General features: G+C 70.5%; 12 protein-coding genes. 3 read left to right on the top strand and 9 right to left on the bottom strand.

The annotated features are described in order from the left end of the window. Window positions 1–476 precede the first annotated feature (476 nt). A complete protein-coding gene (locus AB0I18_RS02185) occupies window positions 477–1,244 on the bottom strand; it encodes a DUF2071 domain-containing protein (protein WP_363103436.1) in 768 nt (255 codons plus the stop codon). Window positions 1,245–1,364: 120 nt separating this feature from the next. Between AB0I18_RS02185 and AB0I18_RS02180 the strand changes: the two genes are divergently transcribed. Together AB0I18_RS02180 and AB0I18_RS02175 are read left to right on the top strand one after the other, a co-directional pair. Beyond that, complete coding sequence (locus tag AB0I18_RS02180) at window positions 1,365–1,694, top strand: antibiotic biosynthesis monooxygenase (protein ID WP_363103435.1); 330 nt, start codon at window positions 1,365–1,367, stop codon at window positions 1,692–1,694. A 97-nt stretch (window positions 1,695–1,791) separates the two neighbouring features. Beyond that, the gene (locus tag AB0I18_RS02175; protein WP_363103434.1) at window positions 1,792–3,972 is read left to right on the top strand and encodes a PQQ-binding-like beta-propeller repeat protein; all 2,181 of its coding nucleotides are present in this window, start codon (window positions 1,792–1,794) and stop codon (window positions 3,970–3,972) included. 12 nt (window positions 3,973–3,984) lie between these two features. Here AB0I18_RS02175 and AB0I18_RS02170 read toward each other — a convergent pair whose 3' ends face one another. The 6 genes from AB0I18_RS02170 to AB0I18_RS02145 all read right to left on the bottom strand — a co-directional run bounded on the left by AB0I18_RS02170 (window position 3,985) and on the right by AB0I18_RS02145 (window position 10,509). Continuing rightward, window positions 3,985–5,553, bottom strand: coding sequence for a hypothetical protein (locus AB0I18_RS02170; RefSeq protein WP_363103433.1), 1,569 nt, complete (start codon window positions 5,551–5,553; stop codon window positions 3,985–3,987). A gap of 231 nt (window positions 5,554–5,784) precedes the next feature. Further along, window positions 5,785–6,987: a cytochrome P450 gene (locus tag AB0I18_RS02165; protein WP_363103432.1), complete on the bottom strand. Its 1,203-nt coding sequence runs from the start codon at window positions 6,985–6,987 to the stop codon at window positions 5,785–5,787. 179 nt (window positions 6,988–7,166) lie between these two features. Beyond that, window positions 7,167–8,453 carry a tachylectin-related carbohydrate-binding protein gene (locus tag AB0I18_RS02160; protein ID WP_363103431.1) on the bottom strand — a complete coding sequence of 429 codons (1,287 nt, stop codon included), beginning with the start codon at window positions 8,451–8,453 and terminating at the stop codon, window positions 7,167–7,169. A 115-nt stretch (window positions 8,454–8,568) separates the two neighbouring features. After that, window positions 8,569–9,756 carry a tachylectin-related carbohydrate-binding protein gene (locus tag AB0I18_RS02155; protein WP_363103430.1) on the bottom strand — a complete coding sequence of 396 codons (1,188 nt, stop codon included), beginning with the start codon at window positions 9,754–9,756 and terminating at the stop codon, window positions 8,569–8,571. A 101-nt stretch (window positions 9,757–9,857) separates the two neighbouring features. Next, window positions 9,858–10,010: a hypothetical protein gene (locus AB0I18_RS02150; RefSeq protein ID WP_363103429.1), complete on the bottom strand. Its 153-nt coding sequence runs from the start codon at window positions 10,008–10,010 to the stop codon at window positions 9,858–9,860. Window positions 10,011–10,155: 145 nt separating this feature from the next. Next, window positions 10,156–10,509, bottom strand: coding sequence for a hypothetical protein (locus AB0I18_RS02145; RefSeq protein ID WP_363103428.1), 354 nt, complete (start codon window positions 10,507–10,509; stop codon window positions 10,156–10,158). Window positions 10,510–10,693: 184 nt separating this feature from the next. Between AB0I18_RS02145 and AB0I18_RS02140 the strand changes: the two genes are divergently transcribed. Beyond that, entirely contained in the window at window positions 10,694–11,689 is a 996-nt protein-coding gene (locus tag AB0I18_RS02140; protein ID WP_363103427.1) for a helix-turn-helix transcriptional regulator, read from the top strand. A gap of 146 nt (window positions 11,690–11,835) precedes the next feature. Here AB0I18_RS02140 and efeB read toward each other — a convergent pair whose 3' ends face one another. Together efeB and efeU are read right to left on the bottom strand one after the other, a co-directional pair. Then, window positions 11,836–13,116, bottom strand: a complete 1,281-nt coding sequence (efeB, locus tag AB0I18_RS02135; protein WP_363103426.1) for an iron uptake transporter deferrochelatase/peroxidase subunit — start codon at window positions 13,114–13,116, stop codon at window positions 11,836–11,838. A gap of 79 nt (window positions 13,117–13,195) precedes the next feature. Beyond that, window positions 13,196–15,310: an iron uptake transporter permease EfeU gene (efeU, locus tag AB0I18_RS02130; RefSeq protein WP_363103425.1), complete on the bottom strand. Its 2,115-nt coding sequence runs from the start codon at window positions 15,308–15,310 to the stop codon at window positions 13,196–13,198. Window positions 15,311–15,369: the final 59 nt, after the last annotated feature.

Raw genomic sequence — 15,369 nt, 5'->3', positions numbered from 1 at the left:
GGAGACGTCAGGGACGTACAGTCACCGCTCGGGGCGCTGGCGCCGTCCAACGCCGCGCAATTGCCCGAAGGTCATCTCGCAGATGACATGGAGATCATTCCGGGACCGACCGGGACCAGTCAGTAGAGCCACATTCCGCAGTTTTAGTTAACACAAGCTTCAAGACGCAGGAACGGTATCAGCCATCGCACGGGATACGCAACCAAAACGTAACAGGATGGTTTATCGGTGACTCGCATTATGCGAGGTATGCGAGGTCTCGGGCACCCGGTGGTTCATCCACACGAAACGGAATGCCAGCTACCGTATCCGATCCGCGCAATCCCGGCGACGTCAAGCCCTCGTGGAGATTCTGAGGAATTTCATCGACCCCGATTAAGCGGCGATTCATCGGGAACTACAGAAAGATTATTCACTGGATGACTGAATGAGGTAAGGCGTTCCACAGGTTCCGGAATGGCCCCCTCCGCCAGCGCTCAGGGAGTAGGGATGCCGGCCGGTCGGCTCGGACGCCCGAGCCGGACCGGGACGCCGGGCGAGTACAGCACGCTCACGGGTTGTCCCAGCGGCCCGGCCACGCCGGCGGCCGCGAGGAGGTTCTCCTCACAGGCGACCAGTTGTGCGCGGTGCAGCGGCCAGCGCGGATGCGCGTTCGGGAGATACCCGACGTCGCCGAAGAAGGCGTTGTGCATGCCCCAGCGCGCGGTCAGGAAGTGCTCCAACTCGGTGGGTTCTCCTACCCGTTCGCCTCTTCGCAGGACGATCCGGCTGTATGCGCCGCGGGGCCCGGGCCACCGCCGGGAGCTGGTGTAGGTGATGAGATCGTCCTGGGCACGGACGGCCATCCGGGACCACACGTACGGAAGCCGGAAGCCGGCCCGTCCCATCACCACGGGCACGAGCCGGGCGGCATCCATCGACCGGAAGACCACGCCGCGACGACCGTGCGCGTCCACCGAGTACAGGCGCACGTTCGTCTCCGGGAACGTCCCCAGGTAGGGCACTCCCGGCGACCGGAGCCAGCCGACCCGGTGCATCCGGAAGGCGACCAGGCCCACATAGGTGGCCCCGTCGAGCACGTCCGGGACGGTACCGGCCGGCAACAGCCCGGCGATGTCGTCCGGATCGACCGCCCAGTGGACGAATGCGAGATCGAGCCACTGCTGGGTGAGCAACGGCCGCTTCAGAGCCGTGGGCGCGTCCGGGGTGACGGGGTCGGGTATCCGCGGCGTCGTCGGCACCATGCCAGCATCCCAGACGGACGCGCGCCGGCCACGGCCCCGGTCGTGGACCTCATGGGCACCGAGAACTGCCTGGTAGGAGCCGGTCCTCGGCTGCCGTCCGCCGTACGGCAGGATGGGGCCATGAGCGTCGTGAAGATCAACGTACTGACCGTCCCCGCCGAGCAGCGGGAGACCCTGGAAAAGCGCTTCGCCTCTCGTGCCGGCGCCATCGAGAACTCCGACGGGTTCGAGTGGTTCGAGCTGCTGCGCCCCGTCGAAGGCACCGACAGCTACCTCGTCTACACGCGGTGGCGTGACGAGGAATCCTTCAAGGCCTGGATGGAGAGCACCACGAAGGCGTCCCACCAGGGCGGGAGCACCGAAGGCGGAGAGCGCCCCAAGCCGGTGTCGAGCGGGTCCGCCGTGTGGTCCTTCGAGGTCGTGCAGCACGCGGCGCCGACCAGCCGGTAAGCAGGTCGTCGCGCGCGGCCGGCCGCTAGAGTGAGCGGTTCATGCCAGAGGGGTCCGGGCCGGAGCCGTCCAGGCCGGAACCGGTGAAGGAGAAACGGTGACCCTGCGCGAGGACGATCCGCGGTCCGTCGGCGGCTACCGGATCGAATCGCGGATCGGGAGCGGCGGCATGGGCGTCGTCTACCTCGGCAGATCGGTGTCGGGGCGGGCCGTCGCCGTCAAGGTCGTGCACGCGAGGTACGCGGACAACGCCGAGTTCCGGGCCAGGTTCCGGCAGGAGATCGCGGCCGCGCGCCGGGTCAGCGGTGCGTTCACGGCGCCGGTCGTGGACGCCGACCCGGATGCGGAGCGGCCGTGGATGGCCACCACGTACGTCCCGGGTCGCACGCTCGCCGAGCGGGTCGCCGAGTCCGGTCCGCTGGACTGGCCCGCGCTGCGCCGCCTCGGCACCGAACTCGCCGAGGCGCTGCGGGAGATCCACCGCGCGGAGGTCGTGCACCGGGATCTCAAACCGAGCAACGTGCTGCTGGAGGGCGAGGGCGAAGGCGACCGCCCAGGGGTGGTCCGCGTCATCGACTTCGGCATCTCGCGTGCGGCCAGCAGCGATGTCCGTACCCAGACCGGCATGGTGATGGGCTCGCCGCCCTTCATGGCCCCCGAGCAGTTCAGCCGCCCGCGCGAGGTCGGCCCCGCCGTGGATGTCTTCTCGCTGGGCGCGGTGCTCGTGTACGCGGCCACCGGGCGCAGCCCCTTCGAGGCGGAGAACGCCTATCTCGCCGCGTACAACACCGTGCACAGCGAGCCCGAGCTGGGTGAACTGCCCGAGCCGCTGCGCCCGTTGGTGTCGGCCTGTCTGGCGAAGGAGCCCGCGGACCGGCCGGCTTCGGGCGCGGTGCTGGACACCCTGGCCGGGCTGCCGCAGGAGCTTCCCGGCGGGGGTGAAAGGCCCGGTGAGGAGCCTGCCTCGACCTTGGTGACCGTGCTGTCGGGAGCCCCGGCACAGCCGTCCGGGAAGGCAGGGCAGGCCGACCGAGCAGGGCAGAAGCTGCGCGGGAAGCGGCTGTGGACCACCCTCGTCGTCACGGCGCTCCTCGGCGTCACGGGCACGGCCGGGGCGGCCCTGCTGAGCGACGACTCGACGAGCACGGTCGACCAGGCCGCCCAGGCCGACCCGCGGGCGGCGTCCCGTGCTTCGGTGCCGCCGGGCTGGGAGCCGTGGCACAACGCGCTGAAGCCGGACGAGGACGACCCGATGCCCATCGGCCCGACGTGCACGCCGAACGCCCTCGGCGTCTTCTGCGCCTCCCCCCAGGTCGCACTGATGCGGCTGAGCCCGGCGACGGGCCGGGTGGACTGGTCGAAGCCCATGGCCAAGAAGGAGTTCAACAGCTACTCGGGGCGGACGCCCGTCGTCCACGGCGGTGTGGTGTACGTCAACAGCGCCGACCGCTCCGAGGGCGTGGACGCCTTCGACGGCAGAACCGGTAAGCGGCTGTGGCGGCTGGACGGTCCGGTGGGCGATTTCGCATACCTGAACGGCGTGCTGCTCGTACGGCTGGACGAGCTCGGGCCTTCCGACACCGCACGCTATGCCGCGTACGAGCCGGGCACGGGCGAGCAGCTGTGGCAGCGCAAGCTGACCGCCACCTCGCCGAGCCCCTTCCACGAGGGGCCCCAGGGAATGCTCTACGCCGATCTGCGCGGGGGCTCCGGCGGGATCGCGCGCCTCGACGCACGCACGGGCGAGACGCTGGGCACCGTCAAGGCACCCGGGGGCGATCTCTGGCTGGCCACAGTTCATGACAGCACGGCGTACTACGCGCGCTGGGAGGACGACACCGGGGTCTCCGCGGCCTTCTTCATCCAGGACCTCGGCAGTGGGAAGAGCCGTCGCATCGACTTCCCCTGGAGCGTCGAGCCGGAGGCGCCGCCGCTGGTCCACGGCGGCGTCATGTACATCTTCGACTACGGCAACGAGACCCTGCTCGCTCTCGATCTCAAACGCGGGAAGCCGCTGTGGACCAGTTCGCGCGAGCTGCGCGTGTTCAGCGAACCGGCCATCCACGACGGCCTGTTGTACGTCAACATGCCGGACACCAGCATCCTCGCCCTCGACCCGCGCACCGGCAGGGAGCTCGGGCGCACCGCCCCGTCCTTCGACACCCAGGGCCACTCCTTCGAGGAGCTGTCACCGAGTTCGATGCCACCGCTGCTGGTGGGCGGCGTGCTGTACGGGTCCAGCGGGCTGGGCATCTTCTCGGTGGCCGACGTCCGCTGAGCGAGCGGGACGTCATTCCTGGCGCGCCTCACTCGCCGTCGGGGACAGGTACGCGCGATAGGCGGTGCGGCCGTTCAGATCCGGGAGAGGGTGGATGTGCCAGAAGCGGGCGTATGCCGGCGGTCGTTGATCGCCGGAGCGCAGGACCGCGAGCGGTTGGCGCAGGGCCACCGTGGCGAGAGCGGCGGGCGTGATGCTGATGTCGTGGCCGCCGGACTGGCGTGAGGCGCAGCCGGTGCGGAACGCGACTCGGATCGCGTCGTCGCCGGTGATCACGCAGGGCGGGCGCACGCCCTGAGCGCGCAGTCCGGCGGCGATGCGGGTGTAGTCCGCGGTGTTGGCGCGTACGCGGTCCGTCACTCCGTCGAGCAGCCGGTACTGGACCCCCAGATGTGCGACGGCGGTCACGGCGAGGAGGACGACAGCGGCCGGGCGCCACTGTGGCCGCACGCGCGCGATCCGGATCAGGCACTGCGCCACCGGCAGGCTCAGCAGGGCGTACGCCGGCAGCAGGAACCGTGGTGCCGCGTAGCCGACGGTGAACAGATACGGCAGGGCCAGCGTCAGCCCGACCCCGGTCGCGAGGATGACCGGGGTGCGGTGCCGAGTGCGGGCCGCCGCCCCGACGCCGCCCGCCACGAACAAGGGCAGAGCCAGGAACCACACAGAGGTGGCCGGGTGCCGCCAGGACACGTCGCAGGGGCGGCACAGGGTGCGCCCGGCCAGCGCGCGTACGTGGTCGTCGATGGCGAAGTACGCCCCGAGGTGGCCCTGGATCTCGCTGGCCCGCCGCAGCCGCGTGAAGAGGCCGTCGTAGCGGACGTACGCCTCGATGACCCATTCGGCCGAGCCGAGCGCCGCCCCCGCCGCGAGCAGGACGAGCAGCAGCTGCCGGCGCTGTGCCCGCATGAGGAAGGCCGCCGCGGCGAGCGGCAGGACCAGCCACACCGCGTCGGTGGGTCGCATCAGCGCGACGAGCGCCACCCCGGCGGCCAGGCCGATCAGCGCCCGGCGGTCACCGGGGTCGCGCACGGCGCGCAGGAAACAACCGACCGCGGCCAGCGCCCCGTAGGCGACCCAGAGATTGGGCATGGCCTGCGGGCCGTAGAACATCGTGACCCACAGGCTCGCGAACAGCGCACCGGCGACCGCGAGGAGGCGAGGGGACAGCAGCCGCCGCCATACCCACAGGGCGGCGAACAGCCCGCAGCCGGACAGCAGGGCCAGGTAGACGCGGAGGGCCTCGGTGGAGGTGGTGAGCGCCGCGACGGGGGCCACGAGGTAGGTGATGCCCCGGGCGCGGGGCGCGCTGAAGAACGCCGCCGGGGCCTGCGGGCTGACCTGACTGACGTACACCGTCTCGTCCCAGCCGAGCCCCAGACCTGGTACCACCAGGGCCAGTTGGACGAGCGTGAAGGCGGCGGCGACGGCCGCGAGCCACAGCAGCGGGTGTGCGGCCGCTACCCGCCGGGGGCCGCCACGCTGCGTGCCGGAATCGCGGCGCGCTGGGCGCTCGTGAGTCCGTTCCCGTGCCTGAGCCTGCGCCTCGTCCGGCACTCCGAGTCGCGCGTCGGCGATCAAGCGTGATTCCTGCACCATCCGGCCTCGCTCAACGGTTCGGCGGGTGACGGTCTCCCTGCCTGGGTCCCCCTCACGCTGCCGGTGACACCGGAGACCGACCAGTCGGGGCGTGGCACTCGGTCGAGCGGCTCTCCCGAAGGAGTGAGAGGACGCAGGGCGGCGCGTGATGAAGGCCGGATGGCGTTCCCGGAGCCTCGGCGTTCCGGCTCGGGGGTCAGGTTCCTTCCGTGGTCACGACGGGTCGGTGGCGACGGTCAGGTCGCGGATTTCGTAGCCGCCGATCTCGTCCTTGAAGGTGACGCGGGGCGGTGTTGTCATCCGGATCCCCTTCAGTGCGAAGAGGCGGCTGAGGAAGATGTCGCTCTCCAGGATCGCGATGGCGGCTCCGGGGCATCGGTGGGGTCCGTCGCCGAAGGACAGCAGGGACAGTGCGGTCGTGCCCGGATCTTCGTCAAGGGTGCGCCCGGGGCAGACGGACAGCGGCCGGGAACCGACGGCCTGCGGATCGGTGTTGGCGTCGTCGAGGAAGATGTCGATCAGTTCGCCGGCGGATATGGTGACCGGTCCGTCGGCGCCGGCGAGTTCGAGGGCGGTGGTGGTGCGGCGGCTGAGGCGTGCCACCACGGGTTCCAGCCGCAGGATCTCGTGGAGGATGGCGAGGCGCTGCTGCTCGTTCCCGGCACGGTAGTGGTCGAGCAGCGGCCCGTCGGTGAACAAGTGCCAGGCCGCGACGCAGATGAATTCGCGTGTGGTGACCATTCCGGCCGCGGCGAAGGTCAGGCACTCGCCCAGGATCTCGGCGTCCGAGCAGCCCTCCGCGATCAGGTGCGAGATCAGGTCGTCGCGCGGCTCGCGGCGATGGGCACGGATCGCGGGCCTGACGTCGGCGAGGTAGATGCGCAGCCAGTTGGCGTTCTGGCGCAGCAGCCAGTAGACACCGTGCGGGCTGGTCAGTCCGGGGGTGCCGAACCTCTCCGGGAAGAAGGCCTCCAGCCTGCGGCGGATGCCGGGTCTGCTGTCGGTCAGGCCGATGACCGCGCTCGCCACCTCGATCGCCATGCCGAAGCTCAGCTCGGACAGCTGTGCCGTGCCCGCGGCGCGCAGCGGGGCGAGCTGCTCCCCGGTGATCCGGATCATCAGGTCGCGGTAGTGCTCGTCCACGCGGCGGGGTGTGAAGTACCGCGCGGTCTGGCGTCGGTGCTCACGGTGTTCGGGCCCGTCGCGATAGAGGACGGGGCGTCTCACCCGGGCAGGCAGTTTCTCCACGGTCTCGATGCCCAGTCCTGCCTGCAGGGTGCCGGTGCTGCGCAGCACGGCCCGGGCCTGCGCGTAACCGCGCACCTGCCATGTGCCGTCACCGGCCCGGCTGACGGGGCAGGTGGCATGGGCGGGTTGGCGGTCGATCTTACGGGCGTTGCCGGCGGCCTCGTTCACTCTGCAAGATCCTCCGTGATCGGGATCGGCGCCCTCTTCGTGCCGGCGTCGGTCGTGAAGGGCTGCCCTCCAGGTTCCGGGTCAGGGACTGCCGACGCCAGTGCCTCCGTCAGCCACTTGTGCCCAACCGCCCCGTATGCGTGGGGCAGTTGGGCACCGGAGTCCGGCGGGCGGGCCGGTCAGGCGATCTTGTCGTACCGGAGGGCCACGTAGGACGAGGCGGGATGTCCGGCGATGGAGCCGCTGTTGATGTTCGCGGAGCCGAACTCCATGTCCGCGTCCGGGTTGGAGTGCGAGTAGTAGTAGAAGGTCCCCGCGTCCTGGTCCTTCCAGCCCTTGAACAGGACCACGTGCTCGGCCGAGTAGTTCAGGGCGTCACCGGGGCGCAGGGCGCTCTTGGAGATCGTCGAGCTGACGTCGTCCAGGGTGGAGGTGGTCTTGGACGTGGTCAGGTGCCAGGCCATGGAGACGAAGCCGGAGCAGTCCGTGCGGTAGGAGTCGTCCTTGTTGATGTCGAGGGCGGACCCTCCCTGGTTGTACGGCACGTCGCGGTCGTACCAGTCCTCGGCCCGGACCAGGACCTCGCTGCGGGTGATGGTGCCGCCCTGGGTGGAGGTGGGCGGAACCGGAGGCACGTAGGCGCAGTTGCCGGCCGAGGCGGAGAGCATCGTCTGGGTCCAGCCGGAAGCGTCGACCGGGTCGCTCGGGTGGTAGGCGATGTCCTCGCCGTCGCTGTCGAGCGGGTCGGAGTCGTGGTACCAGTACAGCCCGCCGTTGGTCCGGCCGTAGTAGAGGCCGCCGCCCGGCGACGTGAGGGAGTCGACCGCGGACCAGCCGCTCGGCTTGAGGACCGCGCGGTCCCAGTCGTTCACGCCGTTGATCCGGTAGCTGAGCAGCCGGCCGTCGGCGGTGGAAGCGATGATCCGGTCGTCACCGGCGGCGGCCAGGGTCTTGAGGACGAAGCCGGTGTCGATGACCACGTGCTGGCCGATGTGCGCGGAGCCCTGCGGCTTGTCCTGCGAGACCACGTACTGGTGCAGTTGGCCCTCGACGGTTCCGTACAGGTGGCCGTGACCGTCGTAGGTGAGCTTGTCGAACGTCCAGCCGCTCTCCCAGATCTTCTCCACCCCGGCCAGGACGAGGGCGTTGTTGTTGGTCTGGACGTCGATCCGGTAGAGGGCACCCGCGGTGGAGGTGACCAGAACAGTGTTGAAGTTCAGGGTGGCCATCGCCTTCGGCGTGAAGCCCAGGTCCGGTCCGATCAGGGTCCGGAGTCTGTCGCCGGTGTTGGGCGCTATGGCCGAGTAGGTGAGTCTGCCGTCGGCCAGCACTCCGTACACCGATACGTCACCGGTGCACGAGGCGATGGCGTGGGCGGCGCCGGTGGAGACCGAGACGAAGCCCAGGGACATGGTCCCGGCGAGCACGGCGCCGACTGCGGACCTGCGGATGCGCTCGAAGTTCATGAGATCTCCTGATTCTGGGCAGCCGGAAGCTGGGTCCGGCGGCTGAAGTCCTGGGTGCGAGCGGGTTGTTCACGCTCGGGAAAGGTGGAGGCGAGTGCGGCGAAGTCAGGTGCGCTCAGTACCAGTTGTTGGTCTGCCAGAAGTTCCAGGCGCCGCACGGGGTGTTGTAGCGGTCGTTGATGTAGCTGAGGCCCCACTTGATCTGTGTCTCGGGGTTCGATGCCCAGTCCGCGCCGGCGGAGCCCATCTTGGAGCCGGGCAGGGCCTGCGGGATTCCGTACGCGGTGGAACTCGGGTTGTCGGCGTTCCAGCGCCAGCCGCTCTCCTTGGTCCAGAGCTGGTCGAGGCAGGACCACTGGGTGGTGTTGGCCCAGCTCGATCTGTAGGCGTTCATCATCTGGCGGCCGGCGGCCTTGACCTCGGTGATGTTGTCCCGGTCGAGGGAGGTGGTGCAGGTGTAGCTGTTGGGCTGGGCCGACAGCAGCGACTGGGTCCAGCCGGACGCGTCCACCGGGTCGTTGTTGTGGTAGGCGATGTCGCTGCCGTCACCGTCGAGCGGGTCGGCGTCCTTGTACCAGTACATGCCTCCGGCGGAGGTCCGGCCGTAGTAGAGGCCGCCGCCCGGCGAGACGAGCTGGTTGAAGCCGGACCAGCCGTCGGGCCGCAGTTCCCTGGCCGTCCACTTCTGGGTGGCACCGCTGTTGATCGCGTAGTCGATGAGGCGGCCGTCCGAGCTGGTGGCCAGCAGCCGGTCCTCTCCGGTGGCGGTGAGTGTCTTGAGGACGAATCCGTCGCCGATCTCGACACGTTGGCCGATGTGCTGGGAACCGGCGGGCTTCTCCTGGGAGACGAGGTACTGGATGAGGGTGCCGTTCGCCGTTCCGAAGAGGTGGCCGCGGCCGTCGTAGGCGAGTTTGTCGTGCGTCCAGCCACTGTCGGCGATCTTGGTGATCGGGTTGGTGTCGGCCAGGACGAGGGCGTTGTTGTTGGTCTGGACGTCGATCCGGTAGAGCGCACCCGCGGTGGAGGTGACCAGAACGGTGTTGAAGTTCAGGGTGGCCATCGCCTTCGGCGTGAAGCCCAGGTCGGGCCCGATGAGCGTCTTCAGCCGGTCGCCGTTGGAGGGGTTGATGGAGGAGAAGGTCAGGCGTCCGTCGTCCAGGAGGCCGTAGACGGAGACGCTTCCGCCGCATTCGGTGCCGGCCTGGGCGGTGGTGGTACTTGCTGTGAGCAGGCCGAACGAGAGGGAACCGGCGAGCAGCGCACCGGTGGCGGCGCGGCGGGCCTTGGACGACTTCGGCATGGACAACTCCGTGAATCGGCAGCAGATGCCCGGTCCGGGAGCAGCCCGGAGGGCGGAACGGTGACGTGCGAAGTGCGAGTCGGGCGGGCCGGTGCGGCGCTCTACTGCCAGCCCAGGCTGTTCGTCGTGGCCGCGGCCGGCGCGGACACCTCGTCGGCCGGCGCCGCGACCGCGGTGGCGGCCGGGGCGAGGAACGCTGCGCTCAGGGAGAAGGTGACGACCGCGGCGGCCTGGGCGAGACGGGTGCGAAGCATGGTGAGGTTCCTTCCGAGCAGTCGGCGATGAGGAGTACGAACCGGTCCGCGCCCCGCGGTGGCGCTTTCGGCCGGTGTCTGCCGGGTGGTGTTCCCTGCTGACGAGTCATAGCTTCGCCGCAGGTCAGGGCGGGTGGAAGAGGGATCACATGGACGGATCCGGCCGTGGACCGATCCGTCCACCGAGGCCGGATCCGGCCGACGTGACCTCGATGTGCGGTGCGAACAGCGGGACCTGAGCACTCACCAGTTCCCAGCCCGCGAGCTGGGGGCAGCGCAGCAGCGCGCGTCGGCACACCTCGGCGGCCCGCCGCTCGGCGACCTCCAGCCGGTCCGCGATCAGATACAGGCCGAGGACGGGGTGCGGCACGGCACGCGGGTGGACCGCCACGTGCTCGACGCGCTCTTCGGGCAGGGCTTGGGACAGGACACTGATGCCGGCATCGGCAGGAAGGTCCCGTCCGCCCCGGGTACGCAGACGGGCGTGGACGAGATACATGGCCCGAACACTTCCAGCGGTCGCGGAGCGCCAACAGCCTTGGCTCCGGGACGGTTTGGGCCATGGCCGGATCAGTCCAGCCCGGCGGCCCACGACAATGCGTTCGGCAATCAGTACGCGTGTTTGCGTCCCCTCTGCCATGATCTACACCGTCACGCGGGGAAAGTGTTCTGTGGGGGGACGCATGCTGGGGACGCTGGGACTGAATGCCGCGTCGGAACGGGTGTACCGGGCGCTGCTCGCACGCCCGGACGACGGCGTCGCCGACCTGGTCGGACACCTCGGAGTGTCCGAGGCAGAGGTACGGCACGCACTGGACATGCTGAGCGAGTTGGCCCTGGTGCGGCCGTCGGCGGACCAGGCCGGGCGGCTGCGGGCCGTGTCGCCCGACATCGGCATGGAGATCCTGATGGCCCGCCAGCAGGCGGACCTGGCCGCTCAGCAGCAGCGCCTGGAGGCGTCCCGCGCCGCCGCGGCCCAACTCATCGCCGAGTACGCCGAGTTGCGCCCGGCGACCGCGCATCCCGGAGTGGAACAGCTCGTCGGCCTGGACGCCATCCGCGACCGGCTGGCCGTCCTGGGCCGGGACGCGACGAGCGAGGTGCTGGCCTTCGCACCGGACGGGGCACAGACCACGGAGAACATCGCGGCGGCCCGGCCGCTGGACGAGCAGTTGCTCGGGCGCGGGGTGCGGATGCGGACCGTCTACCTGGACAGCCTGCGGAACAACCAGCCCACCGTGGACTACGCCACCTGGCTCGCCGAACTGGGCGGCCAGGTCCGGACCGTGCCGTCTCTGCCGACGCGGATGATCATTGTCGACCGGTGCACAGCGGTGATCCCGGTCAGCAACGACGACACGGCGGCCGCCGCCGTCGTGCTCACCGGGCAGGGCACTCTCACCGCCCTGTGCGCCTTGTTCGAGAGCGTGTGGGAGACCGCCCAGCCCCTGGGCCGGGCGGCGACCGTCGACGGCAAGGGCCTGAGCGGTCAGGAAGCGACCGCCATCCGTCTGCTGTCCGAGGGGTTCACCGACGAGGCCATCGCCAAGCGCCTCGGCGTCTCCCCTCGCACGGCCCGCCGCGTCGCCACCGACCTGATGGAACGCCTCGGGGCACGCAGCCGCTTCGAAGCCGGCGTCCGGGCGGTCCGTCGCGGATGGCTGCCGGTACAGGACTGACAACCGTGAGCCCGTCCAGGTCGAGTACCTGACCTTGCGTCGGCAGGTCTGGCAGGTCTGTCGGGTTTCTGGTGGGTCACTTCGGGTCCTGGACGAGGGCCGGTGGCCCCCGGCAGGCGGTTCGGCCTCAGCCCCCGGAGCAGGCCTCAGCCCCGGAGCAGGGCGCGGCCCAGCCAGTCGTCGTGGCCCTTCACGCCAGGCAGGGTGAAGAAGTAGCCACCCCCGGTGGGGGTGATGTAGTCGACGAGCGGCTCGTCGATCAGCCGCGTCTGGGTCGCCTCGAATTGGCGTACCACGTCCTGCTGGTAGCAGCAGAAGACCAGGCCCATGTCGAGGTTGCCCACCTTGTCGACGCCGCGGTCGTAGTTGTAGCCGCGGCGCAGGATCCGGGCGGTGTCCGTTTTGGTGGTGCGGGGGTTGGCGAGTCTGATGTGGGCGTCCAGCGGGATCGCCTCGCCCCGGGGGTCCTTGGCGTAGCGGGGAGTGTCGGTCTCCTGGGCGCCGTCCAGTGGGGCGCCGGTGTCACGGCGGCGGCCGATCATCTTCTCCTGCTCGGTGAGCGAGACCCGGTCCCAGAACTCCACCAGCATGCGGATGACGCGGATGACCTGGTAGCTGCCGCCCACCGCCCAGGAGGGCTCCCCCGCCCCCTCGGTGATCCAGACCAGTCTGTCCATCTCGCGGGCGGAGGCGGTGTCGGGGTTGGCGATGCCGTCCTTGAAACCGAGGAAGTTGCGCTGCGTGCCGGTCGGCCGGGAGGGATTCTGGAAGCCGTCGACGCGCCACTTGATCTGCATCGCGCCGCGCGTATGGCGGGTGATGTCGCGCAGTGCGTGCAGCACGGTGTCGGGGTGGGCGGCGCACAGCTGCAGTGACAGGTCGCCATGGCATTCGGCGGCGTCGAGGTCGTCGTTGGGGAAGGTGCGCATCGGCTTGAGACGGCGTGGCCTGGCGTCGGCGAGCCCGTAGCGGTCGTCGAAGAGCGAGGCGCCCACGCCGACGGTGACGGTGAGGGCGTCGGCGGGCGGTTCGGGGCCGAGGACGCCGCTGTCGGAGGGCGGTGCGCCGACGCCCAGGTCGGCGGGCGCGCCGCCGGTGGTGAGGAAGCGGGCGCGTTCGGTGATCGTGCGCAGCAGGGCGGCGAGTTCGTCCCGTCCGTCGGCGATGACGTCGAAGGAGACGAAGGCGGCGGCCCGGGGTGCGGGTGTGGTGACGCCGGCCTGGTGTGCGCCGTGGAAGGGCACCTCGCCGGTGCCGGTGTCCGCTGCCGCCGGGGTGCTGCCCCCTGCTGCTGTGCCCGCGCCGACGAGTCCGGCACCCGCCAGGGCGGCCCCGGCCGCGCCCACGCCGAGCGCGGTCCTGGTGAAGGTGCGGCGGCCGAAGGGACAGCTGCTCTGCGGGGCTTGGTCCTGGTTCGGGGTCGTCATCGGGATGGTCCTCTCCGGCGGGCGGCGCATGGCCGGTCCCGGTGTTCGCGGGGGTCGTGGTTCGGCGTCGGCGGGGCGCTCACGCGGCCTTGCGGATCTCCAGGAGGCTGGGGATCGGGGCGAGTTGTTCCAGGAGCCGACCGAGCGAGCCGTCGATGCCCTGCCGGTCGGTGGCGGACAGCCGGTCCAGCGGCGTCCAGGTGCCGTCCTTGGCACGCTGAGCGAGTACCAGGCGCTCGGTGCGCCGCATCCAGGCGTCGACGGCAGGCGTGACCTCGGGGTCACGCCTGCCGATCAACGGGCGGAGCAGGCCGAGCAGTTCGCGGGTGCCGTTGAGGTTGGCCTCGGTGGTGGCGAGTTCGGTGCCGCTGCCGTAGTCGGCTCCACCGGTCAACTCGTGCTGCAGGGTGTTCTCAAGGATCTCGTGCGTGCGCAGGGGCAGGTCGGCGGAGTCGAAGTCCTGGTGCGGGAAGTCCTTGCGGAGCGCGGTGACATCGGAGACGAGCTGGTCGGCGTACGGCGCGAGGGTGACGGCGGACTCGCCGTGCCACAGGCCGTACTCGACGCGGTGGAAGCCGGTGAAGGCCGGGTCCCTGACCCCTTGGGCGAGACCGGCCGTACGCCCGTTGATCTTCGCGTCCCAGTCACCGAACGTGCCGTAGGCGGCACCGAGCGAGGCGTAGCGCACATGTGCGGGCAGCCAGTCCCGGCGGGCCTTGTCGAGGTTCCCCGCGTCGATGTCGCGTCGCAGGGTGCGCGTCTTCGTCCGCAGATCGGCCAGGCCCTGGTCGACGTAGTTCCGGTAGGCGGCCAGTGGGGCGGCCAGGTCCTTCTCGGAAACCGGCAGGACGGCCCGGGCGGGGCCGCCGCCGCTGACCCGGACGGCGGCCGAGGTGACGGCCTTCCCGCCGTTGGGGACACAGCGCCAGGCGTACGAGCCGGTGCCGACGGTGGCGATCAGGGCCCGGGTGGTGCCGGGGGCGATGCCCTCGACCTCGCCGTAGACGGCGTTGCCGACCGGGTCGATGAGGTAGACCTCGGCGGTGCGGCTGCCGGTGTTGCGCACCTGGAAGGTCTGGCGGCCCGGCCTGGGCGCGGTGAAACCCTTGCCGCAGTCGGCCGCCGCGACCTCCACAACAGGTATGTCGGCGGAGGGCTTTCCGCCGCCGGCCGCGATCGCGAAGCCCGCGATCAGGGCGGGCGCGCAGACGACAGCGGCGGGCACGGTCCAGCGCGGGAAGCCGCGGCGGCGCGGGGGCTGCGCCCCGGCCGCCACCGCGGGCACGGAGGTCTCGGGGTTCTTGGACGTCTCGGGGTTCTTGGACGTCTTGGCGGCCGCCTTGGCGCTCTCCGAGGGTTCGACGGTCGGCTCGGTGGCCACCGGCGCCCGTACGCCGCGCACGAAGAGCGTCATCACGACGGCCAGGTAGGCGACGTGGGACCCGATCTGGAGCCAGGTCATCTGCGGGGCGAGGTTGAGCGTGCCCTGGACGACGGTGACGTACCAGGATCCGGGGTCGAGATGCGCCGACAGATCGAAGGCGTACGCCGTCCCGCCCGGCAGCACACCGCCCTCCTGCAGATCGCGCATCCCGTACCCCAGGACCCCGGCCGCGATGACGATCAGCACGGCACCGGTGAGAGTGAAGAACCGCGTCAGATTGATGTGCAGCACCCGCCGGTACAGACCCCAGCACAGGCCGGCGGCGATCAGCAGGCCCGCCGCCGCACCGATCAGCGGTCCCGTCGAACTGCCCGCGGCCTGCGCCGTGGTCCACAGGAACAGCGCGGTCTCCAGACCCTCGCGGCCCACGGCGAGGAACGCGGTGCCGATCAGCACGCCGGCCCCCATGCCCAGCGCGGCGGTGATCTTCTGCTTGATCTCTCCCGAGAACGTACGGGCCGAACGCCGCATCCAGAACACCATGGCGGTCACGAACACCACCGCGACCAGGCTCAGCGCGCCGCCGAACGCCTCCTGGGCCTTCCCCGACAGGCTCGCCGCGGTGAAGGTCAGGACCGCCCCGAAACTCATCGAAAGCCCGACGGCGGCCGCGACCCCGGTCCACACGTGCGGCAGCCGCGACCGCTGACCGGACCGCACGAGCGTGGCGACCAGGACCGAGACGATCAGCCCCGCTTCCAGTCCCTCACGCAGACCGATCAAGAAGCTGGGAAACACGTTGTCCCACACGGCGGACCTCTCTCCGGAGCAGCATCGTGCCCGGTCGGACGCTGCGGGCGGGGGCAGTG

The sequence above is a fragment of the Streptomyces sp. NPDC050704 genome, assembly GCF_040654355.1.
Classification (GTDB): domain Bacteria; phylum Actinomycetota; class Actinomycetes; order Streptomycetales; family Streptomycetaceae; genus Streptomyces.
The sequence above is the reverse complement of the archived record's forward strand: the minus strand, read 5'-3'. Positions and strand labels throughout refer to the sequence as shown.